The 22,373-nt window shown below is 36.4% G+C and carries 19 protein-coding genes, 2 tRNA genes and 2 pseudogenes; 15 read left to right on the forward strand and 8 right to left on the reverse strand.

Annotation, left to right across the window (positions count from 1 at the left end):
• The first annotated feature begins 58 nt into the window (after positions 1-58).
• From mnmE to OOK97_RS07010, 3 genes are all read left to right on the forward strand, one after another.
• On the forward strand, positions 59-1,585 hold the full coding sequence (mnmE, locus tag OOK97_RS07000; RefSeq protein ID WP_010082336.1) for a tRNA uridine-5-carboxymethylaminomethyl(34) synthesis GTPase MnmE: 1,527 nt from the start codon (positions 59-61) through the stop codon (positions 1,583-1,585).
• A gap of 47 nt (positions 1,586-1,632) precedes the next feature.
• Positions 1,633-1,720: transfer RNA gene (locus OOK97_RS07005), tRNA-Ser, on the forward strand.
• 168 nt (positions 1,721-1,888) lie between these two features.
• Positions 1,889-2,905 (forward strand): NAD(P)/FAD-dependent oxidoreductase, encoded by a 1,017-nt coding sequence (locus OOK97_RS07010; protein ID WP_264705285.1) that lies wholly within the window; start codon positions 1,889-1,891, stop codon positions 2,903-2,905.
• Positions 2,906-3,629: 724 nt separating this feature from the next.
• Here the strand turns inward: OOK97_RS07010 and OOK97_RS07015 are convergent.
• Genes OOK97_RS07015 through rpmF form a run of 3 tightly spaced genes read right to left on the reverse strand, consistent with a single transcriptional unit; the run spans position 3,630 to position 5,863 of the window.
• Positions 3,630-4,640 (reverse strand): beta-ketoacyl-ACP synthase III, encoded by a 1,011-nt coding sequence (locus OOK97_RS07015; protein ID WP_264705286.1) that lies wholly within the window; start codon positions 4,638-4,640, stop codon positions 3,630-3,632.
• On the reverse strand, positions 4,633-5,670 hold the full coding sequence (gene plsX / locus OOK97_RS07020) for a phosphate acyltransferase PlsX (RefSeq protein ID WP_264705681.1): 1,038 nt from the start codon (positions 5,668-5,670) through the stop codon (positions 4,633-4,635). Before plsX ends, OOK97_RS07015 begins: the two co-directional genes overlap by 8 nt.
• Before the next feature lie 10 nt (positions 5,671-5,680).
• Positions 5,681-5,863, reverse strand: coding sequence for a 50S ribosomal protein L32 (gene rpmF, locus OOK97_RS07025; protein ID WP_041573607.1), 183 nt, complete (start codon positions 5,861-5,863; stop codon positions 5,681-5,683).
• A 339-nt stretch (positions 5,864-6,202) separates the two neighbouring features.
• Here rpmF and OOK97_RS07030 point away from each other — a divergent pair, with 339 nt between their 5' ends.
• The 8 genes and pseudogenes from OOK97_RS07030 (at position 6,203) to OOK97_RS07065 (ending at position 13,157) form a co-directional block, all read left to right on the forward strand.
• Positions 6,203-6,985 carry an MlaE family ABC transporter permease gene (locus tag OOK97_RS07030; RefSeq protein ID WP_015589313.1) on the forward strand — a complete coding sequence of 261 codons (783 nt, stop codon included), beginning with the start codon at positions 6,203-6,205 and terminating at the stop codon, positions 6,983-6,985.
• A complete protein-coding gene (locus OOK97_RS07035) occupies positions 6,978-7,679 on the forward strand; it encodes an ABC transporter ATP-binding protein (RefSeq protein ID WP_006279859.1) in 702 nt (233 codons plus the stop codon). Before OOK97_RS07030 ends, OOK97_RS07035 begins: the two co-directional genes overlap by 8 nt.
• A gap of 320 nt (positions 7,680-7,999) precedes the next feature.
• Positions 8,000-8,497 carry a hypothetical protein gene (locus OOK97_RS07040; protein WP_007548965.1) on the forward strand — a complete coding sequence of 166 codons (498 nt, stop codon included), beginning with the start codon at positions 8,000-8,002 and terminating at the stop codon, positions 8,495-8,497.
• Positions 8,498-8,562: 65 nt separating this feature from the next.
• Entirely contained in the window at positions 8,563-9,726 is a 1,164-nt protein-coding gene (gene dxr / locus OOK97_RS07045) for a 1-deoxy-D-xylulose-5-phosphate reductoisomerase (protein WP_264705287.1), read from the forward strand.
• Between the two features lie 246 nt (positions 9,727-9,972).
• Positions 9,973-10,218, forward strand: a pseudogene (locus OOK97_RS07320) (PD-(D/E)XK nuclease family transposase); the annotation flags it as partial.
• Between the two features lie 697 nt (positions 10,219-10,915).
• Positions 10,916-11,164, forward strand: a complete 249-nt coding sequence (locus OOK97_RS07055; RefSeq protein WP_264705007.1) for a reverse transcriptase N-terminal domain-containing protein — start codon at positions 10,916-10,918, stop codon at positions 11,162-11,164.
• Positions 11,103-12,368, forward strand: a complete 1,266-nt coding sequence (gene ltrA, locus OOK97_RS07060; protein ID WP_264705656.1) for a group II intron reverse transcriptase/maturase — start codon at positions 11,103-11,105, stop codon at positions 12,366-12,368. The genes OOK97_RS07055 and ltrA overlap by 62 nt, the downstream gene beginning before the upstream one ends.
• Positions 12,365-13,157, forward strand: a pseudogene (locus OOK97_RS07065) (Rpn family recombination-promoting nuclease/putative transposase). The gene ltrA and the pseudogene OOK97_RS07065 overlap by 4 nt, the downstream one beginning before the upstream one ends.
• A 34-nt stretch (positions 13,158-13,191) precedes the next feature.
• Here the strand turns inward: OOK97_RS07065 and OOK97_RS07070 are convergent.
• From OOK97_RS07070 to tldD, 3 genes are all read right to left on the reverse strand, one after another.
• Positions 13,192-14,439: an IscS subfamily cysteine desulfurase gene (locus OOK97_RS07070; protein WP_264705289.1), complete on the reverse strand. Its 1,248-nt coding sequence runs from the start codon at positions 14,437-14,439 to the stop codon at positions 13,192-13,194.
• Between the two features lie 90 nt (positions 14,440-14,529).
• A complete protein-coding gene (locus OOK97_RS07075) occupies positions 14,530-14,670 on the reverse strand; it encodes a hypothetical protein (protein ID WP_153296798.1) in 141 nt (46 codons plus the stop codon).
• Positions 14,671-14,725: 55 nt separating this feature from the next.
• The gene (tldD, locus tag OOK97_RS07080) at positions 14,726-16,144 is read right to left on the reverse strand and encodes a metalloprotease TldD (RefSeq protein ID WP_264705290.1); all 1,419 of its coding nucleotides are present in this window, start codon (positions 16,142-16,144) and stop codon (positions 14,726-14,728) included.
• A 62-nt stretch (positions 16,145-16,206) separates the two neighbouring features.
• Here tldD and OOK97_RS07085 point away from each other — a divergent pair.
• The 4 genes from OOK97_RS07085 to OOK97_RS07100 all read left to right on the forward strand — a co-directional run bounded on the left by OOK97_RS07085 (position 16,207) and on the right by OOK97_RS07100 (position 18,584).
• Positions 16,207-16,291, forward strand: a tRNA-Leu gene (locus OOK97_RS07085).
• Positions 16,292-16,361: 70 nt separating this feature from the next.
• On the forward strand, positions 16,362-16,853 hold the full coding sequence (locus OOK97_RS07090) for a hypothetical protein (protein ID WP_155969024.1): 492 nt from the start codon (positions 16,362-16,364) through the stop codon (positions 16,851-16,853).
• A gap of 244 nt (positions 16,854-17,097) precedes the next feature.
• A complete protein-coding gene (locus OOK97_RS07095; RefSeq protein ID WP_264705292.1) occupies positions 17,098-17,805 on the forward strand; it encodes a uroporphyrinogen-III synthase in 708 nt (235 codons plus the stop codon).
• Positions 17,805-18,584: an exodeoxyribonuclease III gene (locus tag OOK97_RS07100; protein ID WP_264705293.1), complete on the forward strand. Its 780-nt coding sequence runs from the start codon at positions 17,805-17,807 to the stop codon at positions 18,582-18,584. The genes OOK97_RS07095 and OOK97_RS07100 overlap by 1 nt, the downstream gene beginning before the upstream one ends.
• A 35-nt stretch (positions 18,585-18,619) precedes the next feature.
• Here the strand turns inward: OOK97_RS07100 and OOK97_RS07105 are convergent, their stop codons facing one another.
• Together OOK97_RS07105 and polA are read right to left on the reverse strand one after the other, a co-directional pair.
• On the reverse strand, positions 18,620-19,609 hold the full coding sequence (locus tag OOK97_RS07105) for a hypothetical protein (RefSeq protein ID WP_264705294.1): 990 nt from the start codon (positions 19,607-19,609) through the stop codon (positions 18,620-18,622).
• A gap of 49 nt (positions 19,610-19,658) precedes the next feature.
• On the reverse strand, positions 19,659-22,244 hold the full coding sequence (gene polA / locus OOK97_RS07110; protein WP_264705295.1) for a DNA polymerase I: 2,586 nt from the start codon (positions 22,242-22,244) through the stop codon (positions 19,659-19,661).
• Positions 22,245-22,373 lie beyond the last annotated feature (129 nt).

Here is a 22,373-nt window from a genome sequence, read left to right on the forward strand (position 1 = left end):
GACTTTTTAGGTATTTTGGTTTCTTAAGTGTAATATTGCTAAGTAGTTTATATAAATAATGACAAACACAAATGAAACTATTTTCGCTTTATCGACCGTATTTGGTAAGTCAGGAGTTGCAGTAATCAGAATTTCAGGCAACTACGCGCTTAAAGCTTTAAATCATTTTCATATTAAGAAAGAAATTAAACCAAGATTTGCTACTTTAGTTGATCTATATGATGATTCCAGTCAATTGATAGATAATGGAATAATCATCTATTTCCCTGCTCCAAACAGTTTCACTGGCGAGGACGTTATAGAGTTACAAGTGCATGGAAGCAAGGCAGTTATAAAAATCATCTTGGAGGAATTATCAAAAGTTTTCGTTATGGCCAAGCCTGGAGAATTCTCACTTAGGGCTTTTCTAAATGGTAAATTTGACTTAACGCAAATAGAAGGGATTGCAGACTTAATTGATGCTGAGACGAAAATGCAAGCTAAACAAGCGATTAAGCAGATATCAGGAGAATTGGAGAGACTATACAGCAATTGGAGGCAAAGATTAATAACGATACAATCCAAAATCGAAGCATATATAGACTTTCCAGAGGACATTTGGGCAGAAAAAAGTGAATTGGAAAAAATTAATAATGAAGTGCAATCTCTCGTGCAGTTGATACAAGAGCATTTAAATGATAATAGACGGGGCGAAAGGTTGCGTGAGGGTTTACATATTGTAATAACTGGTGAACCAAATGTCGGTAAATCAACTCTGTTTAATTTCTTAGCCAAGCGTGATATTGCTATTGTTTCTGAATATGCAGGCACAACAAGAGATATACTTGAAGCTCATATTGACATTGGCGGATACCCAATCATTCTCTCTGATACTGCTGGAATTCGTGAAAGTTCAGATCCAATAGAATTAGAAGGTATAAGTCGAGCGAAAAAGAGGTCTTTTGAAGCTGATTTAAGAATAGAGCTATTTCCTTTTGAACAACGACACGATGTCAATTATCAAGCCACAGGCAATATACCATCTGTCGTTGACACACAACTATGCAAATATTGTAATCAACAAACGGTGTCATCCCAGTGCTTGACACTGGGATCCAGATATAAAAATACTTGCAAATTATGCAATAGACAATGGATTCTAGAAACATGTGCTGAAAACAATGTTCATAGCTGGATTCCAGTGTCAGCTACTTGCATGACATCAGACCAAAATGACACCATTTATGTATTGAGCAAAGCTGACGATGTTATCAATAATCACAATATAAAAATTAATGGCATAGATCTTTTACCCATTTCTATTCTAAAGGAAATAGGTACAAACAAATTGATCTCTCTCATAAAAGAGAAGGCAGAGGAAAAATTTGGGCATGATAGAGACACTCCTGTAATCACTCGGCAAAGACATAGGAATCACATGAAGAAAGCACTGGAACATTTACAACGTTTTAATATCGATAATCCAATTGAGTTGATATCTGAAGATTTGAGGCTTGCTGCATTTGAACTTGGTGCGGTGATTGGAATTATTGATGTTGAGGAAATATTGAGTAGTGTGTTTAGCAACTTTTGCGTGGGCAAGTAAAGCTTTTATAGATTGCTTAAAATCAAATGTTGTGATAGAAAAGAAATGGACGGATGGCCGAGCGGTTTAAGGCACCAGTCTTGAAAACTGACGTACGTGATGAGCGTACCATGGGTTCGAATCCCATTCCGTCCGCACAGCATCTCGCTATGCTAGCTGATTTTTAGAGCTTATTTGGACTATGTGGTTCATAACGCTGGAAATCTTGTCTAATCTAGCCACATCTTTTAAAAATACATCCCTTTGTAAATTGACCTTGTTAGCAAAGAAAGCTAATATCTATAAATAGATCACCATCTGAATATGAAAATCGATATAGTAATAATAGGTGCAGGACCTGTTGGAATATTCACTGCTTTTCAAGCGGGAATGCTTGATATGAGATGTCATATAATAGATGTTTTGGATCAAGCAGGAGGACAATGCACAGCTCTTTACCCAGAAAAGCCAATATATGATATACCTGGTTATCCTGTAATTACTGCCCAAAAATTAATTGAGCGACTAATGGAGCAAGCTTCGCCATTTGAGCCTGTTTACCATTTAAGTCAAAAAGTGGAAAAGATTTCGAATAACTGCAATCAAAGCTTTATTATCATAACTAATACAGGCACAGAGGTAAAATGCAAAGCCGTTATCATTGCTGCAGGTAACGGAATGTTTGAACCTAACCGTCCACCCTTAAGTGGTATATTAGAATATGAAAATAAATCTGTATTTTACAGTGTAAATAAAATTTCTGATTTTCAGGACAAAACTATAGTCATTGCAGGTGGGGGTGATTCTGCGGCTGATTGGACTGTAGAACTTTCTAAAGTTGCAAAGAAAATTTATGTGATACATAGGAGAAAGGAATTTCGCTGCACTCCTGAAACTAGAAATAAATTAGAATCACTTGAAAATGATGGAAAAATAGAACTGGTAGTGCCATATCAATTACACGAACTAGCAGGAGGTAATGGGCAATTGAGCACAGTGATAGTAAAAAACATTGCCTCTAAGGAAGAAAAAGAAATATCCGCTGATTTTTTGCTGCCATTTTTTGGATTGTCAATGAATCTTGGTCCAATAAACAATTGGGGTATACAGTTAGAACATAGCCGCATAGTTGTCGACCCAGCTACACTTAAAACCAGTAGAGATAGGATATATGCAATCGGAGATATAGCTATTTATTCAGGCAAACTAAAATTAATACTAAATGGTTTTGCTGAGAGCGCCATGGCTTGTTATGACATATACAAAGTAATCCACAACTCTCCAGTCAATTTTCAATATTCAACTTCAAAGGGAATTCACGGGAAAGAAAAACTTCCTTGACAAACCTCGCCAGCCCCCTTATCATGAAGCTGAAGCTATTGTATTTGCTTTCGCCAATCTGCAGATTAAAAGGTAAGGATTACTTAATGTATCGGCGTCTTATGTTCAATTTTTTGCAGTATATAGATACTGTATGTCTTTACAAAACTTCATCTACATCTAGATTTTTATCTAAATAAGCTGAACGCGCTTATAAAGCGTTACAAGACATCAAAAAATGCCAATACTCGACAGAGATAGTAAAAGACTAGCTAACTCGGGGATTCTTTGTCTTTTTTTCTGCTTAGTAAATTTCTTAAACATTTGCAGCGTAAGTTAGTTGCAATTAAAAGCAGCTTAATCTCGCTTGTCAAGCGTTTAAAACATAAAAAACGCCAATATTTTAAAGCGGATAATAACCCCAGGGCTTCTTTTGCCTTTTTTTTCATTTGGTAAATTTCTTAAATATTTGTGGCTAAACGACAACCGTCATCCCGCTGCTTGTTAGCGGGATCTAGAGATACCACGGCGGTATGACGTAGGACTGCTGTCATTCCAGTGCTCCTTTTTTTGTCATCCGAGTAGCTGACACTGGGATCCAGGAAACTTAACTTTACACCAGGTGAATGTACAATAAGAACTGGATTCCAGACTGGAATGACACCGAAGGGGCTACTGGGATGACAAAAGGGGGCACTGGAATGACAAAGAGGGTACTTGGATGACAGGAGGTAATGCAGGAAGTCTAATAGTGCAGCAACACGGAACCCCAGGTCAGGCCTGCACCTATTGAAATCAGCAGTACCAGATTTCCTGATTTTATTTTTGATTCTTGTATTGCATAGTCTAAGGCCAGTGGAATTGATGCCGCTGAGGTGTTTGCATGCTTATCAACGGTATTAATCACTTTCTCTATAGGAAAATCTAATTTCTTTACTACTGCTTCAATAATACGAATGTTTGCTTGATGGGGAATTAACCAGTCAATATCAGTGATTTTCAAATTATTGCATTTCAGAGTTTCCTCTACTGAGGCTGTTAACTTATCCACTGCATGTTTAAACACTTCTCTTCCATTCATGCATATTTTTCCAGAATCACCAGTTGAGGATATCCCTCCGTTCGTACATAGTATGTCCACATTGCCATCAGAATATAGGCTAGTTGAAATTATACCTTTTGTAACCCCCTTCTCTGCCACCCAAGTATCAGCATCATTTGTTGGAATGACGTTAAAATGACATGCTGATTTCATTATTACTGCACCAGCACCATCACCAAAGAGTACACAAGTTGACCTATTTTCCCAATCAACAATCCTAGACATTATTTCAGCACCTATAACCAATGCATATTTAATTCTATTGTTAGATTTTATGAGCGAATCAGCAACTGTAACTGCATATATAAAACCAGAGCATGCTGCTTGTACATCAAAAGCAAATGCGTTTTTACATTTTAACTTACTTTGTACAATCGTTGCACAGCTAGGAAAAGTTTTATCAGGAGTTGTTGTAGCAACTATAATCAACTCAATTTCATCTACTGAAATTTTAGCTTTTTCTATAGCACTTTTTGCTGCATTTACAGCTAGATCTGACGTTAGTTCTCCTTCATCTGCTATATGCCTTTGAACTATTCCTGTTCTCTGCCTTATCCATTCATCGCTCGTCTCAACTATCGATGCAATTTCGTTGTTACTCAACATTTTTCTTGGTAGGTAAGATCCAGTGCTTAATATGAAACTTTTATTCAATATGACTTACCCCGTTAATTATCTTTTGATTTAAATTTTCACTAATTGCATTTACTGCAAATTTTATGGCATGGGCAAAAGAAATAGCATCAGAATTTCCATGACTTTTAATGATGATACCATTCAGCCCTAAAAACATAGCTCCACTTCTAATTTTGGGATTAAAACGCGTTAAAGCTTTATTTAGTTTGGATTTTAACAATATACCAACAAGCATTTTCGCTATCCACGAATTGAATACTTCCTGCTTTATTAGATTGATAAAGGTACTAGCGGTTGCCTCAGCCGTTTTGAGCATTACATTGCCAACAAAACCATCAGCAACAATCACATCTATATTACCCTCTAAAAATTCACTTGCCTCTATATACCCTTTGAAATTAATGCCTGGAGCGTTTTTAAGCAACTCAAAAGCGCCGCGCACTGAGTCATTACCTTTAACTTCTTCTGTGCCGATATTTAGCAAAGCAACTTCAGGATTGTCAATTTTTAATGCTATTTTTGCAAATATACTACCCATTAATGCAAATTGGAATAACGAATCGGCATTACAATCAACATTTGCACCAAGGTCAAGCAAAGCGAAGCTTTTTGTCTTAGTTGGACAGATAGAGGCAATAGCAGGACGATAAATGTTTGGTAATGTTCCTAAAAAAAATCTGGAAATTGCCATCAACGCTCCGGTGTTGCCTGAAGATACCACTCCGAAAGCTTTACCTTCTTTCACTGCAACAATTGCAGCTTTCATACTTGAGTCTTTACGATGTCTCAGCGCAAAAGATGGCTTATCATTTGCAAGGACATTGTCAGAACAATGAGTAAATTCAGAATTGTTACTTACTTTTTTATATTTCAAAAGCAAAGGAGATACTTCTTCCTTATCTCCATAAATATGAAAAAAAACTTTAATGCCTGGGTCAACAAGGTTGTCTAAAAAAAAACCAGCACCCTGAATTACGGAAAGAGGCGCAAAATCGCCCCCCATAGCGTCAAGTGCAATAACTATATTATTATTGACCGTAGGTAACATATCATAATAGTCACTCCGCCTGTTGCTTGATGAAAACCCGTTTTCCTTTGTAACTGCCATCAACTGCTACGTTATGAGGCAACATGAATTCCCCAGTTGTTGAACACACCACAATATTCTTAGGCTCAATAGCATGATGAGAACGATGCATATTACGCCTTGACTTTGACTTTTTTCTTTTTGGAACTGCCAAAATTTCCTCCATTCTACTACAAAATACAATACATTAGTAACATGTTTTTTACAGGAAGTAAACAGGGATAGTAAAATAAGTAAGGTTTGCTTATGTAATTGAGTTCTATAGCTAAAGTGGCTCTACAATTTGAAAAACCGTCATTCCGCTACTCGTTAGCGGAATCTATACCGCGAATGAATCGCGGTATGACGTAGGAAAACCTTTCTTGGGTTAAGCTTTAAATTAAAACATCAAGTATGTTGAACTTAAAACATATCTCAGCTATACTTTGCGATAAAGTTAATAAAAATTTTAATAAAATCAGTAAGACTAACCTCTAGCTAAAATGAATACAAAGTGAGCTTTTTTGATATAAATAGTGTTAGAATAATTGGTAGGTACTTTATCAATTTTTTGTTAAGGCTTGGTAGTGCATTCATATTTTTTATTCAATCTCTATACCACTGCCTTGTGCCACCATATTATTTTAGCAACATAGCAAGACAAATTATAGAGATAGGCTTTTTCTCTCTGCCAATTGTTGGGCTCACTGGAGTTTTTATAGGAGCGGCAATAGTTTTACAAAGTAGCTTGAGTGACCCATTAATTAACCAAGAACAGATAATACCCAAACTTGTTACGATCACTATCATTAAAGAGTTAGGACCAGTTTTGATCAGCTTAATAATGGTAGGAAAGGTTGGATCATCAGTTGCAGCAGAAATTGGTACAATGCGCATCACCGAGCAAATAGATGCACTTACAACCTTGAACATCAACCCTTTTAAATATTTAATTGCACCAAGGATTTTAGCGTCAATCATAGTATTTCCCATACTTACAGTATGTGCAGATTTAATAGGAATATTTGGAGGATGTATCACTGCAGTCTTCGAATTTAACCACAATTTAAATATATACATTAAACACACAGCTCAGTTCTTTAATACGTATGATTTTATAACTGGGCTAATAAAAGCAACTGTATTTGGCGCCATAATTTCTGTCTCAAGCTGCTATTACGGTTACCATTGCAAAGAAGGTGCACGAGGAGTAGGTGTTGCTACAACATCAACTGTTGTTTTATCGTCCATACTGATCATTTTAGCAAACTACATGATTACTTTGATACATGCGTAACCCCATAATATCAATATTGAACTTAAGCTTATCTTTTGATGATAGGACAGTACTAAAAGATCTAAATTTTGATATATTAAAAGGGGAATCATTAGTCATACTTGGTGGCTCAGGAAGCGGCAAATCTGTATTAACAAAAACAATTATCGGCTTGCTTGCTCCAGACTCAGGGTCTGTTAAAATAAATAGTAAAAGCAAAAATAAATTTGGGGTTTTATTTCAAAATTCCGCTTTATTTGACTACGTTACAGTGTGGGAAAATATATCTTTTAATTATAAAAAGCGCTTTAATATCAGCAAAAAAGAGGCAAAACAGCTAGCAATCGAGAAGTTAAATGATGTTGGACTGGAGGAAAGCATAGCAGATATGTTTCCAATAGAGCTATCAGGTGGAATGAAAAAAAGAGTGGCACTTGCAAGGGCGATTGCACACAATCCAGAAATCATTATTTTGGATGAACCAACTTCAGGATTGGACCCAATTATGTCAGATATAGTAAACGAGATAATAATAAAATTATCTAGAGATCTTAACCCTACAATTATCACGATTACACATGATATTCATAGCGCATTTAAAATAGCTGATAAAATAGCAGTATTATATGAAGGGGAGATCATTTCCCATGGAACTGTTCAGGAAATACAAAATACTAATAACGAATATATAAAAAAATTCATTCATTATATATAGCTAAAGATATATACACTATTGCTAACAGTCATATTTTTAAGTTTTAACTTTGTAAAAGGTAGTGAACATTGGAATTCAGATTTTTTTCAAACTGGATCCTATAGCTAACACGTCATACCGCGATTCATTCGCGGTATCTCGGCATAGATTCCGCTAACTAGTAGCGGAATGACGAATTTGTCGTTTTTCAAATTGTCGTAAGTCAGTTTAGCTATATATAGGATGACAGAAATTGTTTGTATTAGCTATATTCAAAAGCTCTATTGATATTTTGCAATATTTGTGATAAAATAATAGCTTAAGGTTGAGAGTAAAAATTTATGAGTGAAGCTCAAGGTCCAAATATTGCAGAATGGCAAGCGCAGCAGCAACACCAAGAGGCTGCTGGTGAGAAAAGTGGTTTTGGTCTTGGTCATAGTGACTCTGTTTCAACAGTCGTGGATGGAATGAAATGGTTGTTCAACTTTCATGAAGGAGCAATTGCTGCTTATAGTAACGTGTTTGAAGGTTTGGTGAGTGGTAGTAGTCTAGTAACGCTGTTTGGAAAATCAGGTAATATGTTTGGCATAAAATTTCTTGAAGGCCTTGCAGAATATTTTTCAGGTGGAGGTGGGGAAGATATGCCATCAGAAGGAATGGATATGGCTCATGGTGATGATGGACATCACTCAGATGATTACCCTCATGCTAATAACGAAATAGCTCATAATGCTGATGGTTTGCAAGACATGCATGATGCAGGTGATCACCATGGTCAATCTTTTTCACCTGGTCCTTCACCATCTGTTGGCGATGACCACGGGCATGAACTTGGTTAAACGCTTAAAAACTATTGAATAGTTGGGTTCGCAAGAAAAGTTGCTATTGTTATGAGTTTGTTTTAGTGAAAAAGGTTTCAGTTTTAGGATCAACAGGAAGTGTTGGAAAAAAGACTGTAGATTTGCTCTCAAAGAGAAAAGAAGAATACCAAGTGGAAGCACTAAGTGCCCATTCAGACTTTGCTCTACTGGCACACCAAGCAAAGCTGCTGAATGCAAAATATGTTGCTATCTCCGATGAAAGGTTTTACAAAGATTTAAAAGAAAGTCTACTTGGTACAGATGTAAAAATAGCAATTGGTGCTACAAATATTGCTACCATACCTGTTGATCTCTCAGTTGTTGCAATAGTTGGCATTGCAGGCCTTGAGCCAGTTATGGAGGTTATAGAAAGCGGTACCAAAGTCATTGCATTGGCAAACAAAGAAAGCATTGTTTGCGGTGGAAAGTTATTACTCAAAAAAGCTAAAGAAAAAAACGTACAAATAATCCCTATTGACTCTGAGCACAATGCAATTTTTCAAATTTTGCAAAATGACGACAAATGCGTAGAAAAGATCATACTTACTGCTTCTGGTGGACCATTCTTAAATTATAGCCTTGAGCAATTAAGAAATATCATGGTAGATCAGGCGCTTAGTCACCCCACTTGGAATATGGGAAAGAAAATCTCGGTTGATAGTGCAACAATGATGAATAAGGCACTAGAGATAATAGAAGCACATAACTTGTTTAACATCAGCCCGGATAAAATTGAAGCAGTAGTGCATCCTGAGTCAATAGTACATGGAATTGTAACTTATAAGGATGGGTTCAACTTTGCTGTGCTTGCAGAAACTGACATGGCAATTCCTATTTCATATGCTCTATCTTGGCCGGAAAGATCAGCTTTAAATCGTAAATTAGATTTAACAAAGCAAGGAAAATTGACCTTTCAAGAGCCAGACCATAAGCGTTTTCCTGCGCTAAAGCTTAGCATGGAAGTGTTAAACTCTTCTACTCCACAAACAAACAGTATTGTGCTCAATGCTGCAAATGAAATAGCTGTTAATGAATTTTTGAAGTCACGAATCGGCTTTTTGGAAATAGTAGAGGTAGTGGAATCAACAATGGAAAGTTTTGGTAGTTATACCGATATTAATTCACTATCTGATATAATAAATATTGATTGTGAAAGTCGTATTATTGCTCACAAAATTGTTGAAAGTAAAGTTGTTGCGTATAGCTAGAGTAATGTAACCAGATTGCATTCTGTGATTTTTTTTTTAGCAAAGCACGATACACAATCGTCATTCCGCTACGTGTTAGCGGGATCTAGAAATACCGCGAATGAATCGCGGTATGACGGTTTGCGGTGGTATGACGATAAGCTCGTCATCCCGCTACGTGTTAGCGCCACGGCGGTATAGCTATACTTAAAAATATGGTTGAATAATTGTGTGTATAATTATTAATCTTTTCTCAGTATTTTTACTATGGCTCTTTCTAAATTTCTCGATCCAAAGTTAGATTTAACATTTAAGAAAATCTTTGGCACTGAAAAAAATAAGAATATTCTTATCCATTTTTTAAACGATATTTTAGGATGTACTGAAGTCAACACTATACAAGAAGTAGAATTCTTAAGCACCATTATGGACCCTGAAATTGCTTCTGATAAACAAAGCATTGTTGATGTTCTTTGCAGGGATTCTAGTGGGGCCAGGTATGTGATTGAAATGGTGCGACCTGAAAGCCTTCGGTCATATTGTTTAAAAGGAGAGGAATTCCTTCAGAAAGAAACTGAAAGAATCCTAAAACTTATTAAACCAGATGTTTTGCCATCTGAGTCTACGCATCAGTGCGAATTGGGTAACCAGTTGGTGCCGAGCGACGCGGACAATGAACCTCCTCTTGATAAAGAAGATGCTCAATCGTGAGAGAAAGCATAAACTACAAGCATCATGTGGTTGGAGGGCTAGGCTTAGTGGTATGGTGAACGTAAGTGAAGCTTCATAAGTATCGTAACGATTAAAGAGCTAAAGATGCTGATAAGCTCCGACCAAAAGGTAATGTGACATTTTTCATTTCTGGATGTACGCAAATCACCGGTATAGAGAAGCCACCTAACCCACTGTTGTATGATAGAAGGAACAGGGTAAGCCTGTATTTTCGCCTATATGGCAGGCAATCCGCAAGGAATGCTGATGGATGTGCAGGTAAAGGATAATGGAGAAAGCGAATGCCATTTTGTAACGAAATGGATAGAATTTGTAACATTAATTCGCGTGAAAACGAGCAGACCTCCATTTGGTCCCTCATGACAAGAAACTTTGTTAACCACTTAAGGTAGGAAAGCAGATGATTACAAGTACAACTGTAAGTGCACCTACCAATAACTCCGAAGCATGACCCTGGAAGAAATGCCAAAAAGTTGTTATGAGGCTACAGAGGCGTATTGTTAAGGCTGTCCAACAAGGCAGATGGGGTAAGGTGAAAACTTTACAACATCTTCTCACACGCTCTTTTAGCGGCAAAGCTTTGGCGGTTAAGAGAGTAACTGAAAACCAAGACAGCAGGTGTAGATCGTCAAATATGGTCAACTTGCAACACAAAATTTCAAGGAATAAAGCTATTAAAACAAAGAGGATACAAACCTTCTCCGCTAAAACGGATATACATCAGTAAGTCTAATGGCAAAAGAAGACCTCTTGGAATCCCTACGATAAAAGATAGAGCCATGCAAGCATTATACTTGTTTGCTTTGGAACCGATAGCTGAAACGATCAGTGATCGTCACTCTTATGGCTTTAGACCAAAAAGATCCTGCGCAGACGCTACTGTGGCTTGTCACTTGTTACTGGCAAGCCGTAACCAACTACAATGGATACTCGAAGGTGATATTAAAGGGTGTTTTGATAACATTAACCATGAATGGCTCATGAAGCATATTCCTATGGAGAAGAAAATTCTTCATAGCTGGTTAAAAGCTGGCTTCCTAGAATCAAAAACTCTGTATTCCACAACTGCAGGTACCCCACAAGGTAGTATCATCTCTCCAATACTAGCAAATCTAGCCCTAAATGGACTTGAAAAATCATTGGAAAGTCAATTTGGTAAACTTGGCAGTAAAAGAAGAAGCAAAATCAGAAGTGGAGTAAATGTAATCAGGTACGCAGATGACTTTATCATTTCAGGAATCACACGTGAAGTACTGGAAAATGAAGTAAAACCTCTAGTATCGTCCTTTCTTCAGGAGAGAGGTCTTATCCTTTCCGAAGAGAAAACAAAAATTATATCTATTACAACAGGGTTTGACTTTCTTGGTTGTAATGTACGCAGGTATAATAAGAAGTTAATTATAAAACCTTCAAAAGAAAGTATTAAGAAACTTCTTAATAAAGCACGTACATTGATAAAGGCAAACATAGCGAACACTCAGGCCGTACTAATCAAGTTGCTCAATTCCCTATTAAGGGGATGGGGAAATTACTACAGCCATGTGTGTGCGAAAAGAGCTTTTAACAAAATAGACCATGAAATTATGTGTGCTCTATGGAAATGGGCAAAGAAAAGACATCCTCGTAAAGGATTACGTTGGATAAAGAATCGTTACTTCAAGGTAATGAAACAACGTCAATGGGTCTTTGCTGCACCCATATGCAAGAACAAACCGAAAGAGATAAGGTATTTAAGACTGCTTAGGTTGATTGATATACCTATCAGACGACATGTTAAAATCAGGGCGGATGCAAATCCACTTGACTTAAAATGGAAAAAGTATTTTGATGAAAGAGTGAAACAAACAAAAATGTTAGCAAGCTCTTTCTCAAGAGAAGGTTCTCTACTGTTGGTGTCACCATTAAGAATGATGTTTTCTGAGGAATCATGAAGGACAAGCCGGTTCGAGAAAAGAAGGACTTAGATAAGGGGCTCAAGCGTAGTGTGGGGAAACCTGCATGCTGCGTTTCTAAGGGAGGGAGTAGTAGCAATACTACTTCCTTACCTAACCAGCTTACTCGCGATAAAGGCTTCGAAAAACGAGCTCAATTATATGCTGCTAAGGCTTACTCAAGGCAAGCTGATAAATCTGGTAAGTACATTGATTTAAAGAAGGTTTTCTTTATTGCTATCTCTAATTGTAATTTATTTCCTGATAAGCTTGATCAGCCACACTATAAGAGATGAGAAAACCAATGAGCATGACTTAAAAGATTTTCAATTTGTATTTATTGAACTACCTAAATTTCCTAAGAATAAGGAAGAACAGCTAGAAAGCATAGTGGATCGTTGGTTATTTTTCTTCAAATATGCAGATGAAACTACGGAAGAAGACTTAAGGAAAATAGCAGAAAAAGCACCAATAATAAAGTTAGCCTACGATGAATTAGACAGGTTTAGCTGGAATGAAAAAGATTTAGTAGCTTATGAAGAAAGAATAATGGATCTACGCAAAGAAGAAGCCATTCTTGAATACAGACTTGATCTTGCTACTGAAAAAGGCATCCAAATTGGCGAAGAAAGAGGCATCAAAATCGGTAAAGAGGAAGGAAAAATCGAAGGAAAAATCGAAGTCGCAAAAGCAATGCTGGCTAATAATGTTGATGTTAACACTATTGTCAAATTTACTGGCCTTTCTATTAGTGAGATTGAAGAATTAAGTGTGAACGGTACAGAGTAATTTCAAAGTGCATTTGCAGTTGGAACGGATACATTTAATGAGAGTCCCATTTCACGGTGTTCAAATCTACTCCTTCTTGTACCATCTCCCAAAGTGGGCTCATTTCTCTCAGTCGGCCAACATTTTTAGCAACAAGATCTGCTGCATACAAAACTTCTTCTCTAGTTGTAAATCGGCCTAGGCCAAATCTAATTGATGAATGCTCAAGGTCATGGCCATTATTTAGCGACCGTACTACATAGGAAGGCTCAAGAGACGCAGACGTGCACGCAGAACCAGAACTTACTGCTAAATCCTTGATTGCCATGATGAGAGACTCACCCTCAACATAGGGAAAGCTCAAGTTTAGGTTGCCAGGAATTCTATTTTCATAATCACCATTTAAAACGATATCAGGAAACGCTTCTTTTATCTTGTTATACAAAATATCCCTTAATTCTTCCACTCTAGTTGTTTCTTTTTTCATTTCTTCTCTAGCAATACGTGCCGCTTCACCAAAACCAACTGCAAGAGGTGTTGGAACTGTTCCAGAACGCATGCCTCTTTCCTGTCCACCACCACTAATTAGTGGTATCAGCCTAACACGAGGATTCTTTCTACGTACATATAATGCGCCTATTCCCATAGGTCCATAAATTTTGTGGCTAGAGAGACTCATAAGATCAATGCACATCTCATTAACATCAATTGGAACTTTTCCAAAGCTTTGAGCTGCATCTGTGTGGAAAAATATATTATGCTTTCTACATATTACACCAATTTCTTTGACAGGCTGAATTACTCCGATTTCATTATTTACCATCATCACTGAAACCAGGATTGTTTGATCAGTAATTGCTTCCTCAAGCTTTGATAAATCTATAATTCCGTTTTGCTTAACAGGCAAATATGTAACTTTAAAGCCTTCATTTTCCAGATGCCGACAAGAATCCAGAACACACTTATGCTCCGTGCAGACAGTGATTATATGATTTCCTTTATTTTTATAAAAGTGAGCAACGCCCTTGATTGCTGTATTATTTGACTCAGTTGCACCTGAGGTAAAGATAATTTCTTTGCTATCTGCGTTCACCAGATCAGTGATGTGTTTCCTTGCTTTTTCCACTGCTTCTTCAGCAGTCCAACCAAATGAATGGCTGCGAGAGTGTGCATTGCTGAACTCACCAAAGTAAGGTATCATCACCTCTAAAACACGGGGATCTACTTTAGTAGTAGATTGATAATCAAGAAATATTGGTAATTTTATTTTAGCATCGTGTATTTTTTTACTTTCAACATTCATAAAGCTACCACGGAGACAAAATTTACAATTATTTTATAGCATTAAAACTTAATTTTTTCAAGATATAATCTTGCATCAAGTACAAAAGTGTCATCCAAGTAGCTGACACATAACTGTACGAACATTTATTTGCGAAAGCAGTGTGTTAAATGTTATAGCCAGTTTTGCCTCAAACACAAAGGCAGTGCCCAGACACTGGGATGACACCCTATTGGTGGCAATTGCTTCCAAATCATAATGTTTGTACAGCTGTGCGCCGTGCGCTGGAATCCGTTTTAGCCCTTATCTATATCTCAGTTCCACCAACAGTTATTGCGTCGACTTTGAGTGTCGGCTGACCAACTCCAACGGGCACATTTTGTCCATCTTTCGAGCATGTGCCAACACCAGGATCTAACTTTAAGTCATTACCAACCATAGATACTTTTTTCAACACTGTTGGACCGTCACCAATTAGTGTTGCCCCTTTGACTGGCTGTGTAATTTTGCCATTTTCTATTAGGTAAGCTTCCGAAGATGAAAAAACAAATTTTCCTGACGTTATATCAACCTGCCCACCACCGAAATTTACTGCATATAGACCTTTCTTTACGCTAGATATTATTTCCTTCGATGTATACTTTCCGGGCAACATATAGGTGTTTGTCATGCGCGGCATAATAACTTCTTTATAACTTTCTCTTCTACCATTACCAGTTGGGCTTACACCCATGAGTTTAGCGTTCATATGATCCTGCATGTATCCTTTTAGGATCCCATCCTCTATCAATATATTATAACTGGGTGGAGTGCCTTCATCGTCTACGCTGATAGAACCGCGCAAATTGGGCAGAGTTCCGTCATCAACTACTGTGATGTCACTAGCTGCTACTTGTTTACCCACAGAATTTGAAAATGCTGAGACTTTTTTGCGATTGAAGTCGCCCTCAAGTCCATGACCCACGGCTTCGTGTAACAATATTCCTGGCCAGCCTGGACCTAAAACGACTGTCATTTCTCCGGCTGGAGTTGGAATTGCTTCAAGATTTACCAGTGCTTGTTCTAACGCTTGGTTTGCAACTTCTTTCCACTTTTTCTCAGAAATAAACTTACTATAAGAGTCCCTTCCACCATGCCCTGCAGAACCTCTTTCGGTACGGCCATCTTTTTCTACAATGACTAGCACATTAAAACGTACCAGAGGCCTGATATCGCTTAATCTGTGATCACCCTTTATTATTTGTACAACTTGCCATTCTCCACTTAGAGTTATTTTTACTTGCTTCACGCAGTTATTTTTGGACCTTACATACTCATTAACCTCATTGAGTAGCTTAATCTTTGAATTCAGATCCATTTCATTTATAGGGTTAATCCTCGAATATAGGCTTTTTGTCTCTTCGTTTAAATTTATTGAATTTGTCTTGTTTAAAGACACTGAGCTTTTTACCATAGAAGCAGCATTACTAATTTCTTTTTCGCTGATCTCAGAAGAACAAACGAAAGATGTACTATCTTCACAAAAAGACCTTAAACCAAATCCCCTTCTAGTATTCAAGTCCATGTGTTTTAATATGTTATCCTCAAAAACCAGGGACTCCGACTGGCAAAATTCTAGAAACAGCTCACCACCATCGCTATTGCTCAAAGCGTTATTGACTATTTTATATACGTTATTAATATTAACATTGTTTTGAGCAAAAAATATTTGATCTAGATTTGGCATTACCTTTGAACTAAAAATTGTTTAAGTATATTATTTAACTTTAACATAGTAAACTATAAAAAGCCCGGGTGGCGGAATTGGTAGACGCGCTAGCTTCAGGTGCTAGTAACTTTTTAAGTTGTGGAAGTTCAAGTCTTCTCTCGGGCACTCTTAGCTTCCATATTGCTTATTGAATTAATTAATGTTATAATATAACATATTAGGTAATATTCATGCTATGTATAGTGAAAAAAATAAGTTAGCCTGCAGAAAGAAGGTACGAACTTACTCGAAACGCTTAGTTACTACACTATCTACTATCTCTTTCATTGGATACACAGCGGCATTGGTCTTGAATATTCCTGTCTTAAGTCTGTATTTTAGTATTGCCTGCACTATATTAAGTGTACTTTCATCTACCTTAAACATATGGTCATTAGCTGATCATTTTAGGCAGCGTGATCTTAATAAGCAGCTTGGTGTAGAAAACACTCCTGGACAAGAAAAACTAACGAAGATCTGTCTTGATATTACATCTAACGTTTTGTTTTTAATAGGAGGAATTACACCTATATTGCCCTTTGAATCTCCTATCATTCCTTTTGTTTCCACTGCCTTTTTTATTCTAGGCTGTGCCTTTATGGCAACTAATATCGTTCGGACTAGGATTAGCGAACCACAGGCAAAAAAACCTACTGATGACCACTCCCTAACTGCAAAAGCAGCTTAAGTATTAACTTATACAGGAATATTAGCTATATAATTCCACTGAAGGAAGCCATTCAAAAGAGTTCGATGTAATTAGCGTCAAAAAAGTGTAAGCAGAAATTGTGGGCTTATTGGGGTAGGAGCGCTTAGTACTCCTACTTCCACATCAATTACTTGAATAATTGCTCAAGCTATCAAAATAAAAGTTTTTATTCAGTAATTTGTGTATAAAGGGTACTATTTTACTAGTAGTGAAATAAATCAGAATGAAGTCTATTTTATTAACGAGGCCTTTATTGGACTCGTTCAATACAAGAAATATATTGAGAAAGTATGGATACAAAGTTTTTATAGAACCAGTATTCACAATAAAGTACTTAAATCCTGATATATCTGCGTACGAATTTGACGTTGTGATATCTACAAGTAAAAACAGTGTAAAGGCTTTTAGTCAAATATGCAAAGTGGATGACTTTCCGATTATTACAGTTGGTAATTCAACCATGCAGGCTGCAAAAAATTTGGGATTTTCTGATATAATCTCAGCAGACAGCAACGTTGATGGTCTGATATCATTCATAAAAGCTCATTATTCAAACGCAATAAAGTTCTTATATATAAGGGGACAAGAAGTATCATGTGACCTAAAAAAGAGATTATCTGAAGAAGATTTCAACGTAAGAGAAGTTGTACTCTATAAAACAATTATAAAAAGGAATCTAACTAATAGGTGTAAAAATTTACTGTTGGATGGTAAAATTGATAGTGTTGCTTTTTTTTCCTCACAGACAGCAAGGATATTTTGTTCATTAGTTCTAAAAAGTGGACTATCTCATGTGATGAATAATACAGTTGCATATACCATGAGTAAAAACATTGCTGATAGTTTAAAGTTAATCAAATGGAAAAAAATTATAACATCGAGGTTGCCTACTGGGGAGAGTTTAATCGATATAATTAATAAGGATTGCTGATGCTAAAGATTGCAACTTGGAATGTAAACTCCATACGTAAAAGAATTAACCAACTTTGTAGTTTTATAGTTGATAGTCAGATAGATATAGTTTTGCTGCAAGAGATAAAATGTACGGAAGAGCAATTTCCTTATGCAGAGATAGAAAAGTTAGGATATGAATATGCTATCTATGGACAAGTTGCAAGAAATGGCGTTTGTGTTTTATCTAAATATCCAATACTGGAAAAGTTTAAAATTGACATTGTAGAAGGTTATCAAGAAGCGCGTTATATAGAGTGCATAATAAAGCACAATAATCAGAAGGTAAGGGTAGGAAGTGTATACGTGCCAAATGGTCAAAGCCTGGACTCTCAAGCATTTGAATATAAACTCAAGTTTTTTGATAACCTATATGAAAGAATGAGCACTTTGTTGAAAAATGAAGAGTTAACCATTATAGCTGGCGATTATAATGTTGCACTAGATGAAATTGATGTTTTTGATTCAAATTTATTGAATGGCCAAGTGTGCTTTCATATAAAAGAACGTGAGAAGTTAAGAGCGATCTTGAATCTTGGGTTTAAAGATGCGTTTAGAATATCTCACCCAAATTTGCAACAATTCACTTGGTGGCACTATCAAGGCAATTCACTCAGAAATAATCAAGGAATGCGAATAGATTATATGCTATTATCGCCACAAGCTGCAGATAAATTGGAAACATGTTACATAGATGATAGATTGCGTAAGCTAGAAAATCCGTCTGACCATATTCCTGTTGTATGTGCTATAGAATAATAGTAGACCTCTTACACAACTCACTTTTGGCAAACCTAGTTCTTACTTGGTTGCTGCTCTATGGTCTCTTCCCTGCGTTTGTTTTCCTTTCCTGCCCAAGATCGATCTTGCTGCTCACTCTTTTCGTTTCCCCTGTTGTTTTCCTGGGAAATTTGTTCAGAAACAGAAGTGGGTTGCTCACTCCCTTTAGCCTTCTCGACTGGGGTTCCTAAAATTTTATTGATACCATCGCAAATTTTTTTATTCAATTTTGCTCTCTTTTCTGTATCATCTTTATCTTGTGAGCTAGGGTCATACAAAGTACCTTTTTTGTTATTTGAAAAAAGAACTCCCACTCCTCCTTTTATGGCGAATATTGCACCAATAGCAGCAACAACTACTCCGAGTGTAGTAGGACCAAAAATTAACATTGGAATAGTGGAAAGAAGGACAGGAAAAAAGATCTTGCTTAAGAACGTTGTTACCATCTCTTCATCACTAAGTGGTGGTTCATCTTCCTCTTTTTTGTCTTTACCTAAGAATGGTATTTTTTCTTTCACCCCATCCATAAAGGAGCCAGAAATATTTTTCGGGTCTATTTTGATCCCTCCAATTAGCAGCAGCGGCATTTCCAATACGAACTTTATGGATGAATCTTTAGCTTCTGTACCGCGTATATCAGCTACACACTTGGTTATTATTTGTTGTATTTTATCATTATTTAATTTCTCTTCTCTAGCTAAGCCTTGCTCTCTAATTTCTTTAAACACAGAAAGTAAAAACTGAGAAAAATTCTCTTCACTGAGTGGTTCTACATCTTCTAGCTTGACATTATTGAATATAGTTTGATTCTGACTTAGCATGAAAGCGAGTACTGCCTCGTCATCTTCCTTTAATTCTTTAGGTTGTACTTTGTTTTTTAGCAATTGTATAAAGGCATCATAGATTACCTGATGTTCCTCTTTTTCAAAAATTTTCTCATCTTCGTTAGTTACCTGAGTAGGTAACTTTGGAGGTTTTGAACTTTTTACTTGTGGGCCTGTCATGACTGACCTATTTGCATCTGCTATGTTCTATTCTAACATATTTTTCGTATTAGTTCAAATGATTTATACTCCTAGAATTCACGATGTTTAAGTCATAATTAAGGGAATTTAGACCCCAGTTGTCGCCAACTTTTATTTCTACTTCAAGTGGTACAGAAATTTCTATTGCATTTTCCATTATATCTTTCATAAGTTTTGCTGTTTCTTGTACCTTTTCGTCTTCTACTTCAACCAGTAGTTCATCGTGAACCTGGAGGATTATTTTACCTACTTTTAATTGGTCAAAAAGCTGAATCGTCGCACGTTTTATTATATCAGCGGCGGTGCCTTGCAGTGGTGCGTTTATTGCTGCCCTTTCTGCAAATTGTCTTATATAAGGAATTGTATTGTTTATGTCTCTTACAAAGCATCTCCTGCCAAACAAAGTTTCTACATAACCATGCAATCTTGCGATAGACACTGCTTTTTCCATATAGGCCTTTATTTCTGGGTAACAGGAAAAATAGTAATTAATGTATTCAGCAGCTTCCGCAATGGTAATTCCAAGCCGCTTTGCAAGACCAAATGGGCTAATGCCATATATAATTCCAAAATTGATGGATTTTGCTTTGCGTCTTAATTGCTCATCTATTTCTTGCACTCCAAAAACTTGCCTAGCGGTGATCTCATGAATATCTTGTCCGTTTGCAAAAGCTTCTTTAAATGCTGCAACGTTTGCAACGTGTGCCAGGAGTCTTAACTCTATTTGTGAATAGTCAGCAGAAATTATCTTATGCCCTTTTGGCGCAATAAATGCTTGTCTGATAAGATTTCCCTCTTCGCTTCTGATAGGAATATTCTGTAAATTAGGATTGCTGGAGCTCAGCCTTCCAGTTGCAGTTGCAGTCGTTGAAAAGCTTGTGTGTATTCTACCATCAAGTGGATCAACTTGCTTTATTAATGCATCAGTGTAGGTGCCTTTTAATTTACTTAAATGTCGCCAATTTAAGATTTTACTTGCGATTTCTACCCCTTCTTCTTCGAGTGCCTCTAGAACTTCATAATTGGTGCTATACGATCCAGATTTTTTTGACTTTTTCTTTTTATTAAGCCCCATTTTGTTGAATAAAACATCACTTAATTGTTTTGGCGAAGCAATATTAAATCTTTCTCCTGCCAAATTATATATCTCATCTTCAAGCACGGCAATTACCTGCTGAAATTTATCGGACAGCTCCTGTAATTTTTGTATGTTCAGTAATATCCCATTTTTCTCCATATCAAATATCACTTTCATAAGTGGCTTATCGAAGCGCTCGTAAATTGTGAACAATTTTTCCTGAAATAACCTTTGCTTTAGCTTTTCATGAATTGCTATTAAAGTTTTTGCCGAGAAAATTTCTGCATTTTCACTCAAATTATGCGCAACTATGTTTGGAATACTGTGATCGTGTTTTCCTGTATCCAAGCTATACGACATTATCATCAAATCATCAACTGAATCTAGCATCTTCTCTACTGTAGGGAAGATTTTCCTGATTTCTTTAATGTTATGTATTATTTTAAGCGCCCCATTTGAGAGTAAAGTTGAGTTAATTATAATGAGTGCATCTTGTATGCTGTCTTGCTCTATATAAAAAATATTACTTTCGCTATAAGATAAGGAAATTTTATTTAATAAGTTGTCTTCAAAGTGGCAATGAATTGCAATTCTGCCTTCATATCTACAATGCTCCAAAAATTTCTCTAACTCTTCACTACTATATTCTATTTTCTCTTTTGTGCTAGACCCATTATAGGAAAAAAGCTTTTCCATTTTACCTATTAAAGAATTGAATTCATACTTCTTTAAAAAGGATAATAGTTTTTCCATATTTGGAGGGCGAACTTCACATTTTGCAATATCATGTTGAAGGTCTACTTTTTCGCATAGTGATAAAAGTTCTCTTGAAATTAGCGCTTTTTCCTTATGTTCAGCAAGAATATTACGAATCCTCGTTTGCTCGATGTTATCAATGTTCTCTATAATATTATTCAATGAATCAAATTCATCTAGTAATTTAGCTGCAGTCTTCGGACCTATTCCCGGAACGCCTGGAATGTTGTCAGATGCATCACCAGTTAGAGAAAATAAATCAAGAAGCTTGTGTGAGTTTACGCCAAATTTTTCTATTACTTGTTTTTCATCTATATATATATTTTTAATGGGGTCGAATATTAAAATATTGTGGTTCAAGAGTTGAAATAAATCTTTATCTGATGAAACGACTACCACTTTAAAGTCTTGGTAGTTGGCGTATTTTGCAGCTAGTGTTGCAATTATATCATCTGCTTCATAACCTTCAATCTCTTCATAGCTGAGGTTAAAAGCTTCTACCGCTTCCCTCAGTATGGTGAACTGTGGAGTTAGATCCTCAGGAGGCGTTACTCTGTTCGCTTTGTACTCAGGATATAAATTGTGCCTAAAATTCTTTTTCCCTGCATCAAGTGCTATAGTTAAGTAGTCCGAATGGGCAATGTACTTAAGAACCATATTCAGAAAGCCATATACACCACCTATTGGCATTCCTGTTGTGGTAATTAAGTGAGGTAGTACATAGTAAGCTCTGAAAAGAAAACCATAGCCATCGATGATTGTGAAAGTTTTTTCTTTCATTGTAGATATTTATGCGTGCTTTTGATGGTCCACTATTTAGCTGAGAAAATCAAGTTTTTGTTTTTCTGCTTTTGAGCGTTGTAAGAGATTTTACCGAAAATAGCATTCATGATGGGGATGTACACATAT

It is taken from the genome of Wolbachia endosymbiont (group A) of Gymnosoma rotundatum (genome assembly GCF_947250765.1).
GTDB classification, from domain to species: Bacteria; Pseudomonadota; Alphaproteobacteria; order Rickettsiales; family Anaplasmataceae; genus Wolbachia; species Wolbachia pipientis.